This is a genomic window from Pseudomonas sp. RIT-562 (assembly GCF_026241895.1).
In the GTDB taxonomy this organism is placed as follows: Bacteria; Pseudomonadota; Gammaproteobacteria; order Pseudomonadales; family Pseudomonadaceae; genus Aquipseudomonas; species Aquipseudomonas mandelii_F.
Genome location: NZ_JAPJIV010000001.1, coordinates 113,486 through 136,215 on the forward strand (window position 1 = coordinate 113,486; position 22,730 = coordinate 136,215).

General features: G+C 59.8%; 19 protein-coding genes. 7 read left to right on the forward strand and 12 right to left on the reverse strand.

Translation table 11 applies throughout. The annotated features are described in order from the left end of the window. Positions 1-62: 62 nt before the first annotated feature. The 5 genes from ORL50_RS00510 to ORL50_RS00530 all read left to right on the forward strand — a co-directional run bounded on the left by ORL50_RS00510 (position 63) and on the right by ORL50_RS00530 (position 6,214). A complete protein-coding gene (locus ORL50_RS00510; RefSeq protein WP_266009118.1) occupies positions 63-2,492 on the forward strand; it encodes a TonB-dependent siderophore receptor in 2,430 nt (809 codons plus the stop codon). A gap of 72 nt (positions 2,493-2,564) precedes the next feature. Continuing rightward, the gene (locus tag ORL50_RS00515) at positions 2,565-3,695 is read left to right on the forward strand and encodes a PepSY-associated TM helix domain-containing protein (RefSeq protein WP_266009120.1); all 1,131 of its coding nucleotides are present in this window, start codon (positions 2,565-2,567) and stop codon (positions 3,693-3,695) included. Next, entirely contained in the window at positions 3,692-3,871 is a 180-nt protein-coding gene (locus ORL50_RS00520) for a hypothetical protein (RefSeq protein WP_266009122.1), read from the forward strand. The genes ORL50_RS00515 and ORL50_RS00520 overlap by 4 nt, the downstream gene beginning before the upstream one ends. 258 nt (positions 3,872-4,129) lie before the next feature. Next, positions 4,130-5,425, forward strand: coding sequence for an MFS transporter (locus ORL50_RS00525; RefSeq protein WP_266009124.1), 1,296 nt, complete (start codon positions 4,130-4,132; stop codon positions 5,423-5,425). A gap of 159 nt (positions 5,426-5,584) precedes the next feature. Further along, positions 5,585-6,214 (forward strand): glutathione S-transferase, encoded by a 630-nt coding sequence (locus ORL50_RS00530; protein WP_266009126.1) that lies wholly within the window; start codon positions 5,585-5,587, stop codon positions 6,212-6,214. 351 nt (positions 6,215-6,565) lie between these two features. Here the strand turns inward: ORL50_RS00530 and creD are convergent, their stop codons facing one another. The 3 genes from creD to creB form a co-directional block, all read right to left on the reverse strand. Next, on the reverse strand, positions 6,566-7,936 hold the full coding sequence (gene creD, locus ORL50_RS00535; protein ID WP_266009128.1) for a cell envelope integrity protein CreD: 1,371 nt from the start codon (positions 7,934-7,936) through the stop codon (positions 6,566-6,568). A gap of 132 nt (positions 7,937-8,068) precedes the next feature. Beyond that, positions 8,069-9,487: a two-component system sensor histidine kinase CreC gene (creC, locus tag ORL50_RS00540; protein WP_266009131.1), complete on the reverse strand. Its 1,419-nt coding sequence runs from the start codon at positions 9,485-9,487 to the stop codon at positions 8,069-8,071. Beyond that, entirely contained in the window at positions 9,487-10,167 is a 681-nt protein-coding gene (creB, locus tag ORL50_RS00545; RefSeq protein ID WP_266009684.1) for a two-component system response regulator CreB, read from the reverse strand. Before creB ends, creC begins: the two co-directional genes overlap by 1 nt. A gap of 179 nt (positions 10,168-10,346) precedes the next feature. Here creB and ORL50_RS29005 point away from each other — a divergent pair, with 179 nt between their 5' ends. Beyond that, complete coding sequence (locus ORL50_RS29005) at positions 10,347-11,138, forward strand: RHS repeat-associated core domain-containing protein (RefSeq protein ID WP_416236000.1); 792 nt, start codon at positions 10,347-10,349, stop codon at positions 11,136-11,138. Positions 11,139-11,163: 25 nt separating this feature from the next. Here the strand turns inward: ORL50_RS29005 and rloA2 are convergent, their stop codons facing one another. Continuing rightward, entirely contained in the window at positions 11,164-11,670 is a 507-nt protein-coding gene (rloA2, locus tag ORL50_RS00555; RefSeq protein ID WP_266009133.1) for a retropepsin-like aspartic peptidase RloA2, read from the reverse strand. 195 nt (positions 11,671-11,865) lie between these two features. Here rloA2 and yihG point away from each other — a divergent pair, with 195 nt between their 5' ends. After that, the gene (gene yihG, locus ORL50_RS00560) at positions 11,866-12,753 is read left to right on the forward strand and encodes a 1-acylglycerol-3-phosphate O-acyltransferase, YihG family (RefSeq protein WP_266009135.1); all 888 of its coding nucleotides are present in this window, start codon (positions 11,866-11,868) and stop codon (positions 12,751-12,753) included. A gap of 1 nt (position 12,754) precedes the next feature. On the opposite strand, the gene ORL50_RS00565 is transcribed toward yihG, so the two are convergent. From ORL50_RS00565 to glyA, 8 genes are all read right to left on the reverse strand, one after another. Continuing rightward, complete coding sequence (locus ORL50_RS00565) at positions 12,755-13,309, reverse strand: DUF2780 domain-containing protein (RefSeq protein WP_266009137.1); 555 nt, start codon at positions 13,307-13,309, stop codon at positions 12,755-12,757. A gap of 307 nt (positions 13,310-13,616) precedes the next feature. After that, positions 13,617-14,816: a formaldehyde dehydrogenase, glutathione-independent gene (gene fdhA / locus ORL50_RS00570; RefSeq protein WP_266009139.1), complete on the reverse strand. Its 1,200-nt coding sequence runs from the start codon at positions 14,814-14,816 to the stop codon at positions 13,617-13,619. 207 nt (positions 14,817-15,023) lie between these two features. Beyond that, a complete protein-coding gene (gene purU, locus ORL50_RS00575) occupies positions 15,024-15,881 on the reverse strand; it encodes a formyltetrahydrofolate deformylase (RefSeq protein WP_266009141.1) in 858 nt (285 codons plus the stop codon). 149 nt (positions 15,882-16,030) lie between these two features. After that, positions 16,031-16,663, reverse strand: a complete 633-nt coding sequence (locus ORL50_RS00580) for a sarcosine oxidase subunit gamma (RefSeq protein WP_266009143.1) — start codon at positions 16,661-16,663, stop codon at positions 16,031-16,033. Positions 16,664-16,823: 160 nt separating this feature from the next. Then, a complete protein-coding gene (locus tag ORL50_RS00585) occupies positions 16,824-19,841 on the reverse strand; it encodes a sarcosine oxidase subunit alpha (protein ID WP_266009145.1) in 3,018 nt (1,005 codons plus the stop codon). Then, positions 19,838-20,167 carry a sarcosine oxidase subunit delta gene (locus ORL50_RS00590; protein WP_266009147.1) on the reverse strand — a complete coding sequence of 110 codons (330 nt, stop codon included), beginning with the start codon at positions 20,165-20,167 and terminating at the stop codon, positions 19,838-19,840. Before ORL50_RS00590 ends, ORL50_RS00585 begins: the two co-directional genes overlap by 4 nt. A 15-nt stretch (positions 20,168-20,182) precedes the next feature. Beyond that, positions 20,183-21,433, reverse strand: a complete 1,251-nt coding sequence (locus ORL50_RS00595; RefSeq protein ID WP_007947735.1) for a sarcosine oxidase subunit beta — start codon at positions 21,431-21,433, stop codon at positions 20,183-20,185. A 23-nt stretch (positions 21,434-21,456) separates the two neighbouring features. Then, on the reverse strand, positions 21,457-22,710 hold the full coding sequence (glyA, locus tag ORL50_RS00600) for a serine hydroxymethyltransferase (RefSeq protein ID WP_266009160.1): 1,254 nt from the start codon (positions 22,708-22,710) through the stop codon (positions 21,457-21,459). Positions 22,711-22,730: the final 20 nt, after the last annotated feature.

Consider the following 22,730-nt stretch of genomic DNA (forward strand, 5'->3'; position numbering starts at 1 on the left):
ACTTTTGGATTCTCGTTCGGCACCAAGGCAATTGAGAAATATTCCCTTTCAGGAGCCGCTGTATGTCCCGTTCGCTAGACACCTTGTTGCGCCCCAGCCTGTTGGCCGTTGCCATTGCCCTGTGCGCCCCGCTGGCGAGCGGTCCACTGCTGGCCGCCGAGCAAGCCTCCAGCGTGCGCGCCTACAACCTGCCAGCCGCGCCACTGGCCAGCACCTTGAATCAGATCGCCAGCCAGGCCGGGCTTGCTCTGTCGCTGAATCCATCGCTGGCTGCCGGTAAAACCTCGGCCCCTGTCCAGGGCCAGTTCGACGCGACCGGTGCCCTGCGCGAAGCCTTGCGTGGCACCGGCCTGCAATTGGAGCAAAGCAGTGCGGGCACGTTCAGCCTGGTGGCCGTGCCGGAGGGGGTCATGGCCCTGCCGACGACCAACGTGACGGGAGTGGCAAACACTGAGAGCGCCTGGGGTCCGGTTGATGGCTACCTCGCCACTCGCACCGCTGCCGGCACCAAGACCGACACCGCCCTGGTTGAGGCGCCGCGCTCGATCTCGGTCGCCACTCGCCAGCAGATGGACGACCGCAACGTACAGAACATCGATGACGCCGTACGCTACATGCCCGGCATCGTCGCCAGCAGCTACGGCAGCGACACTCGTGCCGACTGGTTGCGCGTGCGCGGCTTCGAACCGACTCAATTCCTCGACGGCCTGCCGCTGCCAAAAGGCGTATACGCCAACCCGAAGCAGGAAACCTGGAACCTCGATCGCCTAGCCCTGCTGCGCGGGCCGGCCTCTTCGGTGTACGGCCAGACCCCGCCAGGCGGTTTGCTGGACATGGTCAGCCGCCACCCCAGCGCCGAGGCGAGTAATGAAATCCAAGTGGAATACGGCAGTGACAATCATCGCCAGATCAACTTTGCCAGCACCGGCAAGATCGATGAAGAAGGTCAGTTCCTCTATGGCCTGAGTGGCGTGATTCGCGACAGCGGCACGCAGATCGACCACGTCGACAATAAGCGCTACAACATCGCGCCGAGCCTGACCTGGAACATCGACGAAGACACCAAGTTCACCCTGCTGACCCAGTTCACCCGCGACGATACCGGCATCACCAGCCAGTTCCTGCCAGTACAGGGCACCAAAATCCACTCGCCCCTGGGAGATATTTCCCACCACAAGAACCTTGGCGATCCGGATTGGGAATATTACGACCGTACCTATTACGCCCTGGGCTATGCCTTCGAGCATCGGCTGAATGATGTCTGGCAGTTCAAGCAAAACCTGCGCTACACCAAGTCGGACCTGTCGTTCCAGGCGCTCACCCCCGGCGCCTACCCTTTCACCCAGGTGGATGCCAATGGCAACGTCGGCCGCTCAAGCACCAGCGTCGACGAGGACATCAGCCAGTTCGCGGTGGACAACAACTTCCAGGCCGATTTCGCCACGGGTGACGTCGGTCACACCTTGCTGATCGGCCTCGATCACCAGCGCACCAACACCAACTACACCTCGATCTTCGGTGATGGCCTGACCACCAACGTCAACAACCCGATCTACGGCCTCCCCATCGTGCGCCCACCACGTTCCGATGCATTCTATGACTACGATCAAAAGACCTATCAGACCGGCCTGTATGTGCAGGACCAGATGTTCATCGATCAATGGCGCCTGACGCTGGGCGGTCGTGAAGACTGGGTGCACACCGGCACCAAGTTCTTCAACAAAGGCGATGCCACCAACACTGAACGCGATAAGAAATTCAGCGGCAACGCGGCGATCAGCTATGTGTTCGACAACGGCATCGTGCCTTACCTGTCCTACGCCGAATCGTTCCAGCCAACCAGCAATGCCACGGCCACGCCCACCGATTCGTTCAAGCCGACCGAGGGCGAGCAATGGGAACTGGGTATCAAGTACCAACCGCCTGGCAGCAAAACTCTGCTGACTGCCGCGGTGTACAACCTCACGCAAAAGAACGTGTCCGTCACCACCACCAACTCGGATAACGTCTCGATCACCAGCCAGACCGGCGAAGTGAAAGTCAAAGGATTGGAACTGGAAGCCGTCTCCGACGTGACCGAAAACCTCAAGGTCATTGCGGCCTACACCTTGGCCAAGTCCGAGGTACAGGACGGCGCGTTCAAGGGCAATCGCCTGCAACTGATGCCCAACCAGCAGGCTTCGCTGTGGACCGACTACACCTGGCACAACGGCGTGCTCGACGGCTTTGGCATCGGTGGTGGCGTGCGTTACACCGGTAATACCTATGGCGACCAGGCCAATACCGAACTGGGCAAGGCGGACGCTTTCACCGTATTCGACGCCGCTGTCCACTACGACCTCGGCCGCCTGGACAACAGCCTGAAAGGCGCATCCCTGGCGCTGAACGCGACCAACCTGTTCGACAAGGACTACATTTCCACCTGCGACAGCTTTTACTGCTACTACGGCGACCAGCGCAGTGTCGTCGCCAGTGCGACCTACAAGTGGTAAAGGCTTGACCTGACACACGCCAAGACCGGGCCGTCCTTCGAGGACGGCTTTGGCATTTCTGAAGGGCTGCAAATGAAGAGTAAAACGATCCGCCGCTGGTCCTTCGTCCATACCTGGACCAGCCTGATTTGCACGGTATTCCTGCTGATGCTGGCAGTGACCGGCTTGCCATTGATCTTTCACCACGAGATCGACCATCTGCTGGGCGATGCCCCCGAACTCAAGGAAATGCCCGCCGACACCCCGCAGCTGAATCTGCAGCAGCTGGTACTCGCGGCGGAAAAACATCGTCCCGGCGAGGTCATGCAGTACTTCGGTTTCGACGAAGAAGATCCCAATGCCGCGTTTGCGATCATGGCGGCCACTGCCGGAACCGAGCCCAATTCGTCGCATACTTTCATGCTCGACGCCCGTACCGGTGAAGCGCTGGAAGTGCCATCGGCCAACGGCGGTTTCATGATGATCATGCTGCGCCTGCATGTGGATATGTTCGCCGGCCTGCCCGGCAAGCTGTTCCTGGCGTTCATGGGCATTCTGTTTGTGGCGGCCATCGTGTCCGGGACAGTGCTGTACCTGCCGTTCATGCGCCGGTTGAAATTCGCCACCGTGCGCCAGGACAAATCCACCCGCCTGCGCTGGCTCGACCTGCACAACCTGATCGGCGTCGTGGCCCTGACCTGGATGCTGGTAGTCGGCGTCACCGGTGTGATCAGCGCCTGCGCCGACCTGCTGATTGCGGCTTGGCGTGCGGAGGCACTCGGCGCAATGATCGCACCCTATCGCGACGCGCCAGCGTTGACCCAGCTCGCCGCACCGACTCGCCTGCTGGACATCGCCAAGGAAGTTGCGCCGGACATGCAACCGGACTTCATTGCCTTCCCCGGCACGCGGTTTTCCAGCGAACACCATTACGCCGTGTTCATGAAAGGCAGCACCCACCTGACCTCCCACCTGCTCACACCCGTGCTGATCGACGCCAGCACCCTGCAGGTTACGGCCGTGGCAGAGAGGCCTTGGTACATGGACGTCATGGGCATGTCGCAACCGCTGCACTTTGGTGACTACGGCGGCATGCCGATGAAGATTCTGTGGGCAACCCTGGATGTACTGACCATCATCGTGCTCGGCAGCGGGGTGTACCTGTGGATGGTGCGGCGCAAAGCCGCGAAGCCCGTGCTTGAAGCTGCGGAGGCCCAGGCATGAGGCCGCGTCAGTCGAATTTCTGGAAAGTCTTTGCCATCCCTACGGTGATCGGCCTGTTCACCGCCGCCGGGCTGTTCGCTGCGCTGCTCGGTGATGGCGTGTGGGATGCCCTGAGCTGGCTGGGCCTGGGCATTCCCGCCGTCTTCGCCCTGCGCGGCCTGCTGCAACGCCACTAATCCCTGTGGGAGCAAAGCTTGCTCGCGATTGGATCGCCACGGTCGCCCAGTGAGACCACCGCCACTCCATCGCGAGCAAGCTTTGCTCCCACACTCGCTCAACCGTCCGCCTTGCTAACTACCCTCCCGCCTTCCCCCGCAACACCTCTGACATATTTGTTGACAATTTAGTCCTTGAGCTCCTATAAAGGCGACGTTGTACGACAACCTACAACAGTAAATTCGACACCAAAATCCAAAAATAATCATGGTGAAGTAATGAAAGTCAAAGGCATCCGCTGGTGGATGGTCGGCCTGGTCACGGCTGGCCTGATGGTTAACTACCTGGCCCGTAACACCCTCTCAGTGGCCGCCCCGACCCTGATGAGCGAAATGAACATCACCACCGAGCAGTACTCGCACATCGTGGTCGCGTGGCAAGTTTGCTACGCCCTGATGCAGCCGGTAGCTGGCTATATCATCGACGCCATCGGCACCAAGATGGGCTTTGCGATTTTTGCCTTTTCCTGGTCAGTTGCCTGCGCCTTGGCAGCACTGGCGACCGGCTGGCAAGGCCTGGCCTTTGTCCGGGGTCTGCTTGGCCTGACGGAAGCAGCCGGTCTGCCAGCGGCAGTCAAAGCGTCCACGGAATGGTTTCCGGCCAAGGAACGCTCGGTGGCCATCGGCTGGTTCAACATTGGTTCGTCGATCGGTGCGCTGCTGGCGCCACCCCTGGTGGTCTGGGCGATCCTGCACAGCGGCTGGGAACTGGCTTTCCTCATCGTCGGCGGCCTGGGCGTGCTCTGGAGCTTTCTGTGGGTCATTCTCTACAAGCACCCGCGCGACCAGAAACGCCTGAGTGACGAGGAGCGCGACTACATCCTCAACGGCCAGGAAGATCACTTCAAAGACCCCGCCACGAAAAAAGGCAGCTGGAAGAAGATCATCGGCAGCCGCAACTTCTACGCCATCGCCAGCGCCCGCATGCTCTCCGAGCCTGCCTGGCAGACGTTTAACGCGTGGATTCCGCTGTACCTGATGACCGAAAGGCACATGAACATCAAGGAAATCGCCATGTTCGCCTGGCTGCCCTTCCTTGCCGCAGACCTTGGCTGTGTGCTCGGCGGGTATCTGAGCCCGTTTTTTCATAAGCACTGCAAGGTGTCGCTGTTCACCTCGCGCAAAATGGTCCTGCTCTTCGGTGCTTCCTGCATGATCGGCCCGGCCTGCATCGGTCTCGTGGCCAGCCCGTACACCGCTATCGCCTTGCTGTGCATCGGCGGCTTCGCCCACCAGACATTGTCGGGGGCGCTGTATGCAATCACCTCGGACTCCTTCGGCAAGAACGAGGTCGCGACTGCCACCGGCATGGGCGGGATGTTCGGCTACCTTGGGGCTGCGGCGTTCACCATGGTGTTTGGAGTGATGGTCACCAAGATCGGCTATAGCCCGCTGTTCGTGGTGCTGGCGATCTTTGACATCGTCGCAGCATTCATCGTCTGGACCGTTGCCCGCGAACTCAAGCCTCAGCTGGCTGCTCCGGGTCCACAGGCCACATTGCAACCGGCTGGCTAAACGAGAGCCCGCTGGAAGCCTGTGGTAGCCGGCTTAAGGGAGCAAGGCTTGCCCGCGTTGGTGGTGGATCAATCACATCAATTTCGGATGTGCTACCGTCATCGCGGGCAAGCCTTGCTCCCACAACTGCCCGACACCACCACTGACCGAGACGCCGCCATGTCCACCCCCACCATGACCCTCTACCACAATCCCCTCTCGCCCTTCGTCCGCAAAGTCATGGTGCTGCTGCACGAAACCGGCCAGCAAGACCGAGTTGCCCTGCAAAACTGTGTGCTCTCCCCGGTCGCCCCAGACCCGAGTCTGATCAACGACAACCCCCTGAGCAAAATCCCCGCCCTGCGCCTGGCCGATGGCGCCGTCATCCACGACAGCCGCGTGATCCTCGACTACCTCGATCACCAGCACGTCGGCAACCCGCTGATCCCCCGCGAAGGCTCGGCCCGCTGGCGGCGCCTGACCCTGGCCTCCATGGCCGACGGCATCATGGACGCCGCTGTACTGACCCGCTACGAACTCGCCCTGCGCGCCCCAGAAAAACACTGGGATGAATGGCTCGACGGCCAACGCGAGAAAATCCGCCGGGCCCTGGCACTGCTGGAAAAGGACGCGATTGCTGAACTGACCAGCCACTTTGATGTAGCGGCGATCAGTGTGGCCTGTGCGTTGGGTTATCTGGACCTGCGTCATGCGGACCTGGACTGGCGCACGGCAAATCCGCAGTTGGCAGCGTGGTATTTCGAGGTGAGTCAGCGGCCTTCGATGTTGGCGACGATGCCGAAGGTTTAGATTTCGTTGGAGGTAATGGCCTCAAAAGATCGCAGCCTGCGGCAGCTCCTACGTTGGAATACATTCCCCCTGTAGGAGCTGCCGAAGGCTGCGATCTCTTGATCATAGCGCCATGACCCTATCAGTTCTGCTAGTAGGCAGTGGCTAAAGAAACGCCGATGCTAAAGGTCCGATCTTGCAGACCCTGCTCGAAGTACAGCCTCTTGCAGCATGACGACCACGGATGTATTTAATCTGCCCCCCTGCTACGCCCTACACCTCTCAGCTACCTTCCAGTCGCAAACAACCGCGCAATAAAAACCGCCAACAACCGACCCTCCCGCTGATCCTCCCGCAACCCAACCGACCGGTTCATTCCACCGCCCCAATATCAAACTCCAGAGGCTTCACCGCCCTCTGCCCCACCCCATACCAATCCAGTTTTCGCGTCAGCACCATAAACACCCCCAACAGCCCGAACAGCAGCAACGAACCCATCAGCAATGCGTAATCCTCAGCACTCAACAATCCATACAGCAGCCCGTACAGCGCAGCCAATCCAACCGAAAAACCAACCCCATGCCACACACTGCGCAGCACATGACAAACATAAAACCCGATCAACACCACGCATCCGCTGGCGGACAACAAATACGCCAGCGCAAAGCCGATATGCTCCGACAGCGACAACAGCAGCAAATAAAAGAACGCCAACGCCACGCCCACCAATGCGTATTGCACCGGGTGCACCGCCAGACTTTTGAGCACTTCAAACAGGAAGAAACCGGCAAAGGTAAGGGCGATGAACAGCAGTGCATATTTGATCGCCCGATCACTCTTCAGGTACTGGTCCACTGGGTCGATGAAACTGACGCCAAAACTGCGGCCGTTGAACGCTTCGCAGCCGCCACCCGACACACAATTGTTCAAGGCTTCGTGCAGGTTGGTGGAGAAAAAAGTGGTCTGCCAGCGGGCGGTAAAGCCTCGGTCATCAACCTCGCGTTGTGCCGGCAAGTAATTGCCGATGAAGCTTGGGTGTGGCCAGTTGGCGGCCAGCGCCACCGTGCTGGTCTTGCCCACCGGAAGGATTTGCATCTGGCCGGTGCCTTGCAGCTGCAGGTCGAAACCGAAGGCCAGCTCGGATACTTGTGCAGCATCCAGTTTGGGCAAGGTGACGTGTACGCCCTCTCCCAGCCACCCGACCTGACTGCCCGGTACGAAATCCAGGGTTTGCCCATTCAGCTGCAGCTTCAGGGCATTTTCGATACCCCTGATATCACTGATGCCGACCGCCAGGAATGGCTGATCAAACTGGTAGTCAGCAAAGTTTTCCTTGATGCCCAACTGCGCTGGGATCGAAAAATGTCCGTTGATGCGGTTGTTGGCGTGAAACAACCGCGCCTGGTAGATACCGCGCGAGCGCAGTTCAGTCTCGACCTGGCCATCCAGTTCGAAACGCTCGGGCAGAAAATACAGGCGCCCCCGCTCTTCACCGAGTTCCTGATAGCGCTGATTAGTTTTTTCGTTGAGTTTCCAGGTACGCACTACTTTGCGGTACGGCACCACCATCAGCGGTCCACTGACTTGCTGGTGATAACTGGAGCTGCGGGCGATGTCTTCGAGCACGCCATCGCGCAATTCCTGGCGGTCCTGAATCAGGCCGTTGATCATCAATAGCGGGATCAGCAACAACAGAATTAGCAGGGCAATGGCCCCGAGTTTCAATGTCAGATTTCGGTTCATGGGACTCTCCCTGTGTGGATGGGGAAAGTCTGCAAGCCGTGTATGGGGTTTATGTGGGAGAACTATGGAGATTATGTGGAGACTGCAATCGTGTGCGGGAGCGGGCTTGCTCGCGAATGCCGCAACATGCTCCTAAGCCAGGCGCAAGACGACCTCAACCCCACCCTCGACATTGCCAATAAACAACGTTCCATTGTGCAACTTGGCCACTTCTTCAACAAAGTTGAGCCCCAGACCTGTGCTCTTGCGCCCGCTGTCCGGACGCGGCAAAGAATAAAAACGCTCACTCAATCGGGGCAGCGCATAGTCAGGTATGGCTTCTGCCTGGTTAAACAGCCTGACCTCAATCTGTCCCCCAACTCGTTTAACGCTAAATCGCAGCAGACCGTGCACGGGAGTGAAATCCAGGGCATTGTCCAGCAGGTTAGCCAGCGCCTGGCGCAATAGAAAAGGTTCGCCCATCAGCTCCAGATCCGCGGCTATCGCGTGTTCCACTCGCAGCTGCTGGCCTTCGATACGCGCCGCCTGAGCACTCAGCAACTCGTTGACCAGCTCCGCCAAGGGAACAGCAACGCGCTCTTCCAGGCCTTGACGCTGTTCCACTTGGGCCAGATTGAGCAGCCGCTCGATCAACTGCTGCATGCGCACGCTTTCGCTGTCGATATTGCTGACGAACCGCTGCTGCTGGGCCAACGGCATCTCGCCTTGCAGCAATTCTGCCGCACCGCGAATTGCCGCCAGCGGGCTCTTCAACTCATGCGTGAGCGTGTGCACATACCGCTCGACGTAAGCCTTGCCCTCCAGCTGCGTGCGCATATGTTCGACCGCTGTCGCCAGTTGCTGCATTTCGCCGCCACGATAATGCGGCACCTCGGCCCGCCGGCCTTCACTCACTGCCTGGGCATAAGAAGTAAGCCTGCGCAGCGCAGCACTCAACCACCAGGACAACAGCGCGCCGAACAATAAGCCAAGTCCGATCAACCCGGCGCCATAGCCAAGCAATCGACGCTCGGTGCGATCCACGTAAGGCTGCAGTGAGCTGTTGGGTTTGGCCACGGTGACCACGCCAATGATCTTGCCGCCATCGCGGATCGGCGCTGCGACATGCATCACCGAAGAACTCGCATCGTCCGGATTGCTGCGACTGGAACGGGCCCCGTACTCGCCGCGCAGAGTCAGCAACACATCGTTCCAGCGCGAGTAGTCCTGCCCTACTGCAACTCCGCTGGAATCCAGCACCACGATGCCTTTGGCGTCAGTCACATAAATGCGGTGATTGACCTGGTTTTTCGCCAACCCCCAGATACTCGCCTTTGGCTGCCGCTCGCCATAGGCCCTGAGTAATTCCGGCCAGCGGTTCTGGTTGAGGGTGCCAGCCTTGAAGTCATCGCGAAGGATTTCGGCCATCAAGTTCGCCGTGTCCACCAGGGTTTCTTCGGTGGACTGGCGCACGCCCGGGCGGATTTCTTCCATCACTGTGTTGAGCACGAAGTAGCCGGTCAAGCCGATGAACAGCAAATAGACCAGGAAAATCCGTATACCCAACGGCATTAGCTGTGTCCCGGGCTGTAGCTGTAACCGAGGCCGCGATGGGTCTGAATCGGCTCTGCGTCGGCCTTAACCAATCGCAATTTGGCTCGGACACTCTTGATGTGGCTGTCGATGCTGCGCTCGTAGCCTGCATCGGCAGCCACGCCCAGCGCATCAAGCAACTGCTCGCGGCTGAAGACTCGTTCGGGCTGTTCGAGCAGGCACTGCAGCAGGCGGAACTCGTGGCGGGTCAGGCTCAGGGCCTGATTGCGATAGCTGATCTGCACGCGCTCGCTGTCCACTCGAAACAGAGTCGACAAGGGTTCGCTCAGGTTTTTTGGCGCCGTGCGCTTGAGAATCGCCCGGACCCGCGCCGCGACTTCCCGCGGGCTGAACGGCTTGACCACGTAATCGTCGGCACCGATCTCCAGGCCGACGACACGGTCGATTTCGCCATCGCGGGCACTGAGAAACATCACCGGTACTTCGCTGAAACGCCGCAGTTGCTTGCAGGTTTCGAAGCCGCTGATGTCCGGCAGACCGATGTCGAGGATGATCAGGTCCGCCGGGGTCAGACGCTGATGCTCCAGCGCTGCCGCGCCAAGGGTCAGCCACGCGGTGCTGAACCCCTCGCCCTGCAAGGCGAAAATCAGCGTGTCGGCAATCGCCGCTTCGTCTTCGACAATCAGGATATGAGGCATGGCGTCCGAGGGTGGTGGTGGAGTGGGCGAACGGTGACTCAAGGCTGGATCGACGTCAATCGGGCTGAGTTCAATCGCGGCGGGGTCTGTAGGAACTAGCAGTTCTGATAGTAGGCAATGGTTGAAAAAGGATCGATGCTGAAGGAACTGCTTTTTGGACCTTGCTCGGAGCTAAGTCGATGTCTACTCCTTCACGCAAAACGATACTGCTCGCAACCGATCAACAGCAGTCGGTGTTGAACGCCCTCACCGCGAATCAGCCTCACCCTATTGCTTACTCACCCTATGGCCACCGTGCACCGGAAAACGGTTTACTCAGTCTGCTCGGGTTTAACGGCGAACTGCCGGACTCGTTGACCGGGCATTATCATTTGGGGAAAGGGTATCGGCAGTTCAATCCGGTTTTGATGCGGTTTCACAGTCCGGATAGTTGGAGTCCGTTTGGAGAGGGCGGGTTGAATGCGTATGCTTATGGCGGAGGTGACCCGAGGAATAGTGAAGATCCAACGGGGCATGTTGCGGTGCTTTACAAATGGTTGCACGTAGCATCACAGTTATTTCCGCCAGCTCCACCTTTGCCACCGAGAAAGCCACCGCCTTTACTACCAAGAGCACCCCGCCTCCCTATTTCGTCAAAGGCTGTTCTTCCACCTCCTCCTGCCTTGCCTCCTCGCGGTACTCCACAGCAGTCAATCAAACCTAAAAAATATGTGCCCACCCTTCCTAAGGGTAGCTTTCTGACTTCCGAAGAGACATTGGTCATACCTTCAAACAACAATCCAGATCATGCTTGGTTCATACCAGTATCAGAAACCGAACAGTCTGTAGAGCAACTCATAAAACAAGGGGCAGCACCTCCCCCGAAAATCATAAAAGGAAAGGCAACACCTCCCCCAGTTACCGGAGGCCCAAACATCAATTATGCTTTCGAACCCGATGATGCACCCAACTCCCGGATTCGCCGGTCATAGAGCCGCGGGGCACGAAACACCCGAATTAACAATCCGGCTTATCCGCCGTAAAGCGCCGAGCCGGATTCACCGCCGCTCCAAACTCTCGCAGCGCCTTCGCCCCTATCAACAACGGATAATTAAAACTGCTGCGATCCGTCAGATTGACTTCGACCGTACGCTTAACGTTACCCAGGCACAGTTCAAGGTCAACCACCGGCCGCTTGGACGGCGCGGCCGATTCTTCATCATCCGCATCCTCTTCCGAGCGGGTCTTGATCTTGCTGATCCGCGCGACCTTGTGTTCATAGACCTTATTGCTCGCATCCTTGGTCGCCAGGCGGAAACGCACCCACTCATCACCATCTCGGGTAAAGGTTTCGATGTCTTTGGCCGACAGTGACGCGGTCAGGGCGCCGGTGTCCATCTTGGCCTTGAGCACTTCGCCGCCGATTTCCGGTAGCGCGATGTATTCGTAGCGACCGTACAGGGTCGGTTCGGCGGCCATGATTGGCAGGGCCACAAGGGACAGCAGTGCTAGGAGGGCTTTCAATTAGTGGGCGTCCTGGAAATGTGGATTGCGCAATTTTAGACCGCCAGTTGTGAATTCGTTCGGTCTTGAGATTTTTCGCGAGCAGGCTCGCTCCTACAGGGTCGCGCGTCGTGATGCCTGCAGAAGTGAAACCGATTTGGCCTCTCGCCCGAAGCTGCTTATCATGACGCGCCCAAATGATTTCAAGAGTTACTTATGCGCCGCCTGCTCACCGGCTGTTTCGTTACCTTCCTGCTGTTGCTCAACACCTTGGTTCTGTTTGGGCCGCTGATGGTGTTTGCCTTGCTCAAGCTGGTGCTCCCAGGTCGCCCGCGCGACCTTGCCTCCCTGGCGGTGATGTGGATTGCCGAGACCTGGGCGGAAGTCGACAAGCTGATTTTCCGCCTATGCATCCCCACTCAGTGGGACATCCGTGGCGGCGATGAGCTGCGCACCGATACGTCCTACCTGGTGATCAGCAACCATCAATCCTGGGTCGATATCCCAGCGCTGATCCAGACCCTGAACCGGCGCACGCCGTTCTTCAAATTTTTCCTCAAGAAAGAACTGATCTGGGTGCCGTTCCTGGGCCTGGCGTGGTGGGCGCTGGATTACCCGTTCATGAAGCGCTACAGCAAAGCCTTCCTGGCGAAGAACCCGGAGCTTGCCGGCGAGGACCTGAAAATCACCAAGGCTGCCTGCGAACTGTTCAAGCGCCAGCCGGTGACCGTGGTCAATTATCTGGAAGGCACCCGGTTCACTGCCGCGAAAAGCGCCCAACAGCAATCACCTTTCACCCATCTGCTCAAACCCAAGGCCGGCGGCGTGGCGTTTGTGCTGGCGGCGATGGGAGAGCAACTGGATGCGATTCTCGACGTGACGGTGGTGTATCCGCAGCGGAAAATTCCGGGATTCTGGGATCTGATCAGTGGCAACGTGCCGAGGGTCATCGTTGACATCAAGACTCGTGAACTCGAACCCGCGCTGTGGCAAGGGGATTACGAGAACGATCCGGTGTTTCGCGTAAAAGTCCAGAACTGGGTCAACCAGCTCTGGATCGAGAAGGACCAGCGCATCGACGCCTTGCGCGCCGGGCGCCGTTGAATCAGCTACCGGTACCGGCGCCCCAGATTCCGCCCAGGCTTTGCAACAGCGTGCCGCCAACGCCCTGTTGACCGAGGTATTGCAGGATCACCGGGGCAAACTGGCCGATCATGCCGGTGTCCATGCCCAGTGCGCTGAACGCATTGTTAAGGTCGGTAGTGTCCTTGACGTTGCCCAGGGCATTGTCCAGCCCTGCAGCCTTGCCGTTGGAACCGAGCAAACCCGCCAGCGCGCCCAACTCGCCACCGCCGGACAACTTGTCGATCCCCGGTACGCTTTTGGCCAGTTCGGAATAATCGGTCGAGCTCAGCTGATTCTTCGCCAGGCCCAGCATCGCCCCGGTGCCGCCAACGGCTTGCTGTGGCGTCACGTTTAACTGGCTAAGCGCACTGAGCAGGCCCGCCGTTTCGGAGGTAGGCGCTGCAGCAGCAGCCTTGTCCCCACCCTGCATTCCGGAGATGGCATTAGCCGCATCGTTCAGGTTGAACTGAGCGAAGACCGGGCTGGCCGCCAGACTCATCAGCGACGCCAGTACAAAACCATGTGTAATCTTCATCCAGACATCCTCTTGTGCCATGAAAACGCCCGACTTACAGGCGCAAAGCTGCCGATTTGACCGGGTACGAGCGGGCATGTTCCTCAAGCTGACGCCAATTTTCAACCCGCTCGTCGCTATGACCACCGCCCGCAGTTGGAGTACGTTTGGGGAGGTGGGTTGAATGCTTATGCGTATTTAATGCGCACATTCAACCTATATCTACAAAACGGTCTGCTCAGCCGGTACCCCAGAAAGAGACGTAAGTCCCTATAAATGAATAAAAAAACGGCGACCCTAAGGTCGCCGTTTTGTGTTGCCTGAACCCTTACGCCGCACTAAACAACTTATGCGGATCAATCACAAACTTCTTCGGCACACCCGCATCGAACTCGCCATACCCTTGCTGAGCCTGATCCAGGCTGATCACCTGCACACCCACCACTTCAGCGATGTTGATGCGGTCCCACATGATCGCCTGCATCAGCTGGCGGTTGTACTTCATGACCGGGGTCTGGCCGGTGTGGAAGCTGTGGGATTTCGCCCAGCCCAAACCAAAGCGGATGCTCAGGCTGCCCATTTTCGCCGCAGCGTCGACCGCGCCCGGGTCTTCGGTGACGTAGAGGCCAGGGATACCGATCTTGCCGGCCACACGTACCACGCCCATCAGCGAGTTGAGCACGGTGGCCGGCGCTTCGTGTTTCACCCCGTCATGACCATGACCGCGGGCTTCGAAGCCAACGGCGTCGACTGCGCAGTCCACTTCGGGCTCGCCCAGTAGTGCGGCGATCTGTTCGTGCAGTGGAGTATCGAGGGACAGGTCGGCGATTTCGAAGCCTTGGGCCTTGGCATGGGCCAGGCGCACAGTGTTGACGTCACCGATGATGACTACCGCAGCGCCCAGCAGACGAGCGGAAGCTGCGGCGGCCAAGCCAACCGGGCCCGCACCCGCGATGTACACGGTGCTGCCTGGGCCGACGCCGGCAGTCACTGCGCCGTGGTAGCCGGTTGGCAGGATGTCGGAGAGGCAGGTCAGGTCACGGATTTTTTCCATGGCGCGATCGCGGTCCGGCAGTTTCAGCAGGTTGAAGTCGGCGTACGGGACCATGGCGTATTCGGCCTGGCCGCCGGTCCAGTCGCCCATGTCGACGTAACCATAAGCGCCGCCTGGGCGCGCCGGGTTGACGCTGAGGCAGACGCCGGTGTGCATTTCCTTGCAGGAACGGCAGCGCCCGCAAGCCACGTTGAACGGGACGGACACCAGGTCGCCGATCTGCAGGTTCTCGACGTCGCTGCCCTTCTCGATTACTTCACCGGTAATTTCGTGACCCAGCACCAGGCCGGTTTGCGCAGTGGTACGGCCGCGCACCATGTGCTGGTCGGACCCGCAGATGTTGGTGGAAACCACGCGCAGGATGACAGCGTGGTTGATCTTCCTGCCGCGCGGGTCCTGCATTTTCGGATATTCAATACTCTGTACTTCGACCTTGCCAGCGCCGAGATACACCACACCACGATTGCCAGACATGCTTTCACCTCGCTGTTGTTTTTATGTAGCACTCGCGTCGCCATGGAGCGGCGGCGCGTTGATTGCTCGGGTTATTGCTTGTGTGTCTTGTGTTGTTCGTTTTGGCCCCTTCGCGAGCAAGCCCGCTCCCACAGGGTTTTTGCGGTGTACTGGGATTTGTGTACGGCACAATTCCCATGTGGGAGCGGGCTTGCTCGCGAAGGCGATCTAAAGGACGACGGTTCTGTTTGCATTGAGGAAAACCCGCCGCTCAATGTGATAACCAACCGCCCGCGCCAGCGTCAGCCCTTCGATATCCCGCCCCTTGGCGATCAGGTCTTCCGGGTAATGGCTGTGGTCCACCGCCTCCACTCCCTGGGCAATGATCGGACCTTCGTCGAGGTCGTTGTTGATGTAGTGCGCCGTGGCACCGACCAGTTTCACGCCCTTGTTGTAGGCCTGGTGGTAGGGCTTGGCGCCTTTGAAACCGGGCAGCAGCGAGTGATGAATGTTGATCGCCTTGCCGTCGAGTTTGCGGCACAGCTCTGGCGATAAAACCTGCATATAGCGCGCAAGAATTACCAGTTCGGCACCGGACTCTTCGATCACCTGCCACACCTGGCGCTCTTGGGATGGCTTGTCATTCGGGTCGAGCGGAAAGTGGTAGTACGGAATCTGGTGCCAGTCGGCCAGCGGTTTGAGGTCGGGGTGGTTGGAGACCACAGCTGCCACGTCCATCGACAATTGGCCGATGCGCTGGCGGTAGAGCAGGTCATTGAGGCAGTGATCAGCCTTGGAGACCATGATCACCACTTTCGGCCGATAGTTCGGCGCGGTCAGTTCGAAGAGCATGCCGAAGGCTTCACCGCGCTCCTGCAAGCCTGCGCGGAATGACTGTTCGTCAAAACCATCAGGCTGACGGAATTCCACTCGGATGAAGAACCGCCCCGAGAGCCGATCGTCGAAGGAGTGGTGCTCGGTGACGTAGCAGCCCTGTTCGAATAGAAAGCGCGTCACCGCATCCACGGTGCCGAGGACGCTTGGGCAGTCGGCGGTCAGAATCCATGTGTCTGGGGCGCGGCTCATAGTGCGGTGACTCCTGATAAATCGGTAAACCTACCTGTAGGAGCGAGCCTGCTCGCGATGGATGTCAACGATGACGCGTACTTCCTGATTTAACGCGTCGCGCTCAAGTTCATCGCGAGCAGGCTCGCTCCTACAGGGTCAGGGGGTAATCAAGCCTGGACGCTAAGGCCGTACTCGGCCGATGCATCCTGCAACCACAACCACCAGTAATCCGAGAAGCTGCGGCGGATCAGCAATTCCCAGGTGTCTTCGGCGGTGTGACGGATCACCAGTTGCGATTTGGCGAACACCGTCCCCACAGCCTTGCCCACCGGAAAACTGTTCGGGTGCACGTCGTAGCTGGTGGATTTCATCAATACCTGACGCACGTTCGGGCCGCTCAGTTCGAGGATCTGCTGCCCGCCGCTGACGTTGACGATCTGGATATGCAGATCGCCCAACGCCTCACGCAGTTTCTGTTCGGCGGCGAACTCTTCGCCGGTCGGTACGATCAGCAGCCACTCATCCGGGCCCATCCACTGCAGGCTAGTCTCGCCTTTGACAATCACGCTCAAGGCACCCGGTAATTCAATGCCGAGCGCCTTGTGCACACCTTCGGAAAACGCGGCATCGTGTCCATCGCCACGAATGGTCAGGTGGCCGAGGAGTTTCTTCTCACGCACGATCACGCCGGCGTTCTTGCGGCCTTTGCCCACGAGGCTGGCGAGGTCGGCATGATGCAGCGACGACTCGGCCTTGGCGCCGGTGGTTGGGCGTTGTTGGTAAACATTGGCTGCGGTCATAAAGCACCTTTCCTGAATTCTGACTTGAGCCCTGTGTAAGCAGATCTACCGCTATCGCGAGCAGGCTCACTCCTACAAGGGGTACGCGATCACCTGTAGGAGTGAGCCTGCTCGCGATGAAGTCACCACGGTGCAACTGCACTCCACAGGCTCCGAACCATTAAATGTTCTGGCGATCACCCTTAGGATCGAAGAACACCGAAGAAACGATTTCCGCCTCGATCACGCTGCCATCCGCCAACGGCGCGAACACTCGCTCGCCCATGCGGTTCAGACCGCCTTTCACCACGCCCATGGCAAACGAATAACCCAGGGAGTTGTGCGCATAGCTGGAGGTCACGTGCCCAACCATGCTCATCGGAATCGCCTGCTTGGTGTTGAACACCAGCTGCGCGCCCTCTGGCAACCACTTGGTTGGATCAATCGGCTTGAGGCCAACCAGCTGCTTACGCTGATCGCGCACGCAGTCCTCGCGATTCATGCCGCGCCAGCCGATCCACGAGAACGGCTTGGTGCGACCGACACACCAGCCCATGTTCAAGTCATCCGGGGTCATCGAGCCGTCGGTGTCCTGGCCGACGATGATGAAGCCCTTCTCGGCCCGCAGGACGTGCATGGTTTCAGTGCCGTACGGTGTCAGGTTGTACTGCTTGCCAGCCTCGACAATTTTCTCCAGCACGCCCATCGCATAATCGGCCTGCACGTTGACTTCATACGACAGCTCACCGGTAAACGAAATCCGGAAAACCCGCGCCGGCACGCCGCCGACCAGGCCTTCTTTCCAGGTCATGAACGGGAAGGCTTCGTTGCTCAGATCGATGTCGGTGACCTGGCTGAGCAGCTTGCGGCTGTTCGGGCCGGACAAGGTCATGGTTGCCCAGTGGTCCGTCACGGAAGTGAAGTACACCTTCAGGTCTGGCCATTCGGTCTGCTGGTAAATCTCCAGCCACTGCAGGACCCGAGCGGCGCCGCCGGTGGTGGTGGTCATCACGAAATGGTTGTCGGCGAGGCAGGCAGTTACGCCGTCGTCGAAGACCATGCCGTCCTCTTTGCACATCAGGCCGTAACGCGCCTTGCCCACATCGAGCTTGGTCCAGGCGTTGGTGTAGATGCGGTTGAGGAACTCACGCGCGTCCGGGCCCTGGATGTCGATCTTGCCCAGGGTCGAAGCGTCCAACAGACCGACGCTGTCGCGCACAGCCTTGCATTCGCGCTTCACGGCGGCGTGCAGGTCTTCACCGTTTTTCGGGAAATACCATGGGCGTTTCCACTGGCCGACATCTTCAAATTCGGCACCATTTTTCACATGCCAGTGATGCAGTGCAGTGAAACGTACAGGTTCGAAGATGTGCCCACAGTGACGACCGGCCACGGCGCCAAAAGTCACTGGCGTGTAGTTCGGGCGGAACATCGTGGTGCCCATTTGCGGGATGGTCACGTTCAGCGAGCGGGCGGCAATCGCCAGGCCGTTGACGTTACCCAACTTGCCCTGATCGGTGCCGAAGCCCAGCGCGGTATAGCGCTTGACGTGCTCGACCGACTCAAAGCCTTCGCGGGTCGCCAGCTCGATGCCACCGGCGGTGACGTCATTCTGGAAGTCGACGAATTGCTTGGGCGCACGCGCCGAGTTCTTCTCGTGGGGCACCTGGAACAGCGCCAGGGTTGGCTCTTCAAGGCGGCTAAGGGCTTTCGGCAAAGTACCTTCGACCACTCCAAAACCGGCTTCGCTGGCGGCACGCGCACCACCTTCGAAACCATCGGCGAGGGAATCACCGAGACCGTAGACGCCATTGATCCCGCCGACGCACACGCGCTTTTGCGGAGCTTCGCCCGGTACGAATCCGAGGATGTCTTCACGCCAGGTCGGCTTGCCACCCAGGTGCGAAGCCAGGTGTACCACCGGGCTGTAGCCACCGGAGCTGACGACCAGGTCGCAGTCCAGCCATTCGCCGGGACTGGTGACCTTGTGGCCTTTGACGTCGATCGCGGCAATGCGCGCACCCGTCACGCGCTTGGTGCCGCGAGCCTCGATCACGGCGCTGCCGGTGAGGATGCGGATGCCTTTGGCACGTGCTTCTTCCACCAGCGCACCGCGGGGATTACTGCGCGCGTCAGCGATGGCCACCACTTGCAGGCTGGCATCGAGCCAATCCAGGGCCACGCGATAGGCGTGGTCGTTGTTGGTGCTCAGGACAAGTTTCTTGCCCGGCGCCACGCCGTAGCGACGCACATAAGTGGAGACAGCTCCGGCGAGCATGTTGCCCGGCACGTCGTTGTTGCCGTAGACCAGGGGCCGCTCGTGAGCGCCGGTCGCCAGCACCACGCGCTTGGCGCGGACGCGGTGAATGCGCTGACGCACCTGGCCAATCGGCGCGCGGTCGCCGAGGTGATCGGTCAGGCGCTCGTGAATGGTCAGGAAGTTATGGTCGTGGTAACCGTTGACCGTGGCGCGCGGCAACAACAGCACGTCCGGAGTGTTTTTCAGTTCGGCGATGACACCGGCGACCCACTCTGTGGCTGGCTTGCCGTCGAGGCTCTTGCGGGAGTCGAGCAGGCTTCCGCCGAACTCTTCCTGCTCATCGGCGAGGATCACCCGCGCACCGCTGCGTGCAGCGGCCAATGCAGCGGCCAGGCCTGCAGGGCCCGCGCCGACGATCAGCACGTCGCAGTGCTGGTTCATGTAATCGTAGGTGTCCGGATCGTTCTCGGTCGGCGAGCGGCCAAGGCCGGCGGCTTTACGGATGTACTTCTCGTAAGTCATCCAGAACGATTGCGGGTACATGAAGGTTTTGTAGTAGAAGCCCGGCGGCATCAGCTTGCCGCCGACCTTGCCGAGAATCCCCATCATGTCGTTGTTCACGCTTGGCCAGCCGTTGGTGCTGGTCGCGACCAGACCCTGATACAGCGCCTGTTGCGTGGCGCGTACGTTGGGGATCTGCGTGGCTTCGGTGGCGCCGATCTGCAGCACTGCGTTCGGCTCTTCAGCGCCTGCGGCGAAGATGCCGCGCGGACGGGAGTACTTGAAGCTGCGGCCGATGATGTCCACGCCGTTGGCGATCAGGGCGGCGGCCAGGGAATCACCCTCGAAGCCCTTGTAGCTCTGGCCGTTGAACGTGAAGCTCAGCACTTTGTTGCGGTCGATCCGTCCGCCATTGGACAGGCGATTGATCTGGCTCATACCTTCTCTCCCAGAGCCGTGGCGGCCGCTTTCGGGCTGTCGGTCTTGTCGGTGAATTGTGGCTTGGTGCCGATCTTGTAGGTCTCGAGAATCTCGTAGGTCACGGTATCGCGGGTGGCGTTGAAATACTGGCGGCAACCGGCGGCGTGATTCCACAGCTCGTGGTGCAGGCCGCGAGGGTTATCGCGGAAGAACATGTAGTCGCCCCACTCCTCGTCGGTGCAGGCAGTCGGGTCCAGTGGACGCGGAATATGCGCCTGGCCGGATGCGTGGAATTCCTCTTCGGAGCGCAGCTCGCCGCAGTGAGGACAGAAGATATGCAACATAGGAAATTTCTCCTGTTAGTGGGCGACGGCCGCAGCGCCGTGTTCATCGATCAACGCACCGTTGTGGAAACGGTCGATGGAGAAAGGTGCGGCCAACGGGTGCATTTCACCCTTGGCCAGGCTTGCGGCAAATACGTTGCCCGAGCCAGGTGTCGCCTTGAAGCCACCGGTGCCCCAACCGCAGTTGAAGAACATGTTCGGGACCGGGGTTTTCGAGATGATCGGGCAGGCGTCCGGCGTGGTGTCGACGATGCCGCCCCACTGCCGGTTCATGCGCACGCGGGACAGCACCGGGAACATCTCGACGATGGCCTGGATGGTGTGCTCGATCACCGGGTACGAACCACGCTGGCCGTAGCCGTTGTAGCCGTCGATACCGGCGCCGATCACTAGGTCGCCCTTGTCGGACTGGCTGATGTAACCGTGTACGGCGTTGGACATGATCACGCTGTCGATAATCGGCTTGATCGGCTCGGACACCAGCGCTTGCAGCGGGTGGGATTCGATCGGCAGACGGAAACCGGCCAGCTTGGCCATGTGCCCGGAGTTACCAGCCGTGACCACACCGACGCGCTTGGCGCCGATGAAACCCTTATTGGTTTCAACACCGATGCACACGCCGTTTTCCTTGCGGAAACCGATCACTTCGGTCTGTTGAATCAGGTCCACGCCCAGTGCGTCAGCGGCACGGGCAAAGCCCCACGCCACGGCATCGTGACGGGCCACGCCGCCGCGACGCTGGACGGTGGCGCCCATCACCGGATAGCGAGTGTTTTTCGAGCAGTCGAGGTACGGAATCTCGTCGGCCACTTGCTTGGCATCCAGCAATTCGCCGTCTACGCCGTTGAGGCGGTTGGCGCTGACCCGACGCTCGGAATCACGAATGTCCTGCAGGGTGTGGCACAGGTTGTAGACGCCACGCTGGGAGAACATCACGTTGTAGTTCAGGTCCTGGGACAGGCCTTCCCACAGTTTCATCGCGTGTTCGTACAGGTGCGCCGACTCGTCCCACAGGTAGTTGGAGCGCACGATGGTGGTGTTGCGCGCGGTATTACCGCCGCCCAACCAGCCTTTCTCGACCACGGCGACGTTAGTGATGCCGTGTTCCTTGGCCAGGTAGTAGGCGGTCGCCAGACCATGCCCGCCACCGCCGACAATGACCACGTCATAGACCTTTTTCGGGGTCGGCGTGCGCCACATTTTCTGCCAGTTTTCGTGATGGCTGAGGGAGTGTTTGAAGAGGCCGAAGCCCGAATACCGTTGCATAGTCATTTACTCCAAAACCGCGCTCAGCGATAAACCGGGAAGTCCGCGCACAGGGCCGACACTTGCTGCGCAACATTCGCTTCCACGTCGGCATCGCCGAGGTTGTCGAGGATGTCGCAGATCCAGCCGGCCAGCGTGACGCACTGGGTCACCTTGAAGCCGCGAGTGGTCACCGCCGGGGTGCCGATGCGCAGGCCGGAGGTCACGAACGGCGACTGTGGATCATTCGGTACAGCGTTCTTGTTCACAGTGATGTGGGCGCGACCGAGGGCGGCGTCCGCATCTTTGCCGGTGAGGCCCTGACGGATCAGGCTGACCAGGAACAGGTGGTTGTCAGTACCGCCGGACACTACATCGTAGCCGCGTTTGATAAATACGCCGGCCATGGCCTGGGCGTTGTCGATCACTTGTTGTTGATAGGCCTTGAAACCAGGCTCCAGCGCTTCCTTGAAGCACACCGCTTTACCAGCGATCACGTGCATCAGCGGGCCGCCCTGGGCACCCGGGAAGACTGCCGAGTTGAGCTTCTTCTCGATCTCTTCGTTGGCCTTGCACAGGATCAGGCCGCCACGTGGACCGCGCAGGGTCTTGTGGGTGGTGGTGGTGACCACGTCGGCGTACGGCAGCGGGTTCGGGTAGAGACCGGCAGCGACCAGACCGGCAACGTGGGCCATGTCGACGAACAGCAGCGCACCGACCTTGTCGGCAATCTGGCGGAAGCGCGGGAAGTCGAGGGTCTTGGAATAGGCCGAGAAGCCAGCGACGATCATTTTCGGCTTGCACTCGACGGCCAGACGTTCAACTTCGTCGTAGTCGATCAATCCGGTCTTGGTGTCGATGCCGTACTGCACGGCGTTGTAGAGCTTGCCCGAGGACGACACTTTGGCGCCGTGGGTCAGGTGGCCGCCGTGGGCCAGGCTCATGCCCAAAATGGTGTCGCCTGCCTGGATCAGGGCCAGGTAAACGGCGCTGTTCGCGGAAGAACCGGAGTGCGGCTGGACGTTGGCGTAGTCGGCACCGAACAGTTGCTTGGCGCGCTCGATGGCCAGGGCCTCAACCTTGTCCACGTGCTCGCAACCACCGTAGTAGCGCTTGCCCGGATAACCTTCGGCGTATTTGTTGGTCAGGCCACTGCCTTGCGCTTCCATGACGCGTTTGCTGGTGTAGTTCTCTGACGCGATCAGCTCGATGTGATCTTCCTGGCGTTGCTCCTCGGCATTCATCGCCGCCAGCAGTGCATCGTCGTAACCCTGGATCTGGTCTTGCTTGCTGAACATCGCGTCTCTCCCAGCGGCAT

What these genes read in the sequence shown, in the direction of transcription:
- ORL50_RS00510 (WP_266009118.1), top strand. Translation starts at nt 63, where the DNA reads ATGTCCCGTTCGCTAGACACCTTGTTGCGCCCCAGCCTGTTGGCCGTT.
- ORL50_RS00515 (WP_266009120.1), top strand. Translation starts at nt 2,565, where the DNA reads ATGAAGAGTAAAACGATCCGCCGCTGGTCCTTCGTCCATACCTGGACC.
- ORL50_RS00520 (WP_266009122.1), top strand. Translation starts at nt 3,692, where the DNA reads ATGAGGCCGCGTCAGTCGAATTTCTGGAAAGTCTTTGCCATCCCTACG.
- ORL50_RS00525 (WP_266009124.1), top strand. Translation starts at nt 4,130, where the DNA reads ATGAAAGTCAAAGGCATCCGCTGGTGGATGGTCGGCCTGGTCACGGCT.
- ORL50_RS00530 (WP_266009126.1), top strand. Translation starts at nt 5,585, where the DNA reads ATGTCCACCCCCACCATGACCCTCTACCACAATCCCCTCTCGCCCTTC.
- creD (WP_266009128.1), bottom strand. Translation starts at nt 7,936, where the DNA reads ATGAACCGAAATCTGACATTGAAACTCGGGGCCATTGCCCTGCTAATT.
- creC (WP_266009131.1), bottom strand. Translation starts at nt 9,487, where the DNA reads ATGCCGTTGGGTATACGGATTTTCCTGGTCTATTTGCTGTTCATCGGC.
- creB (WP_266009684.1), bottom strand. Translation starts at nt 10,167, where the DNA reads ATGCCTCATATCCTGATTGTCGAAGACGAAGCGGCGATTGCCGACACG.
- ORL50_RS29005 (WP_416236000.1), top strand. Translation starts at nt 10,347, where the DNA reads ATGTCTACTCCTTCACGCAAAACGATACTGCTCGCAACCGATCAACAG.
- yihG (WP_266009135.1), top strand. Translation starts at nt 11,866, where the DNA reads ATGCGCCGCCTGCTCACCGGCTGTTTCGTTACCTTCCTGCTGTTGCTC.
- ORL50_RS00565 (WP_266009137.1), bottom strand. Translation starts at nt 13,309, where the DNA reads ATGAAGATTACACATGGTTTTGTACTGGCGTCGCTGATGAGTCTGGCG.
- fdhA (WP_266009139.1), bottom strand. Translation starts at nt 14,816, where the DNA reads ATGTCTGGCAATCGTGGTGTGGTGTATCTCGGCGCTGGCAAGGTCGAA.
- purU (WP_266009141.1), bottom strand. Translation starts at nt 15,881, where the DNA reads ATGAGCCGCGCCCCAGACACATGGATTCTGACCGCCGACTGCCCAAGC.
- ORL50_RS00580 (WP_266009143.1), bottom strand. Translation starts at nt 16,663, where the DNA reads ATGACCGCAGCCAATGTTTACCAACAACGCCCAACCACCGGCGCCAAG.
- ORL50_RS00585 (WP_266009145.1), bottom strand. Translation starts at nt 19,841, where the DNA reads ATGAGCCAGATCAATCGCCTGTCCAATGGCGGACGGATCGACCGCAAC.
- ORL50_RS00590 (WP_266009147.1), bottom strand. Translation starts at nt 20,167, where the DNA reads ATGTTGCATATCTTCTGTCCTCACTGCGGCGAGCTGCGCTCCGAAGAG.
- ORL50_RS00595 (WP_007947735.1), bottom strand. Translation starts at nt 21,433, where the DNA reads ATGCAACGGTATTCGGGCTTCGGCCTCTTCAAACACTCCCTCAGCCAT.
- glyA (WP_266009160.1), bottom strand. Translation starts at nt 22,710, where the DNA reads ATGTTCAGCAAGCAAGACCAGATCCAGGGTTACGACGATGCACTGCTG.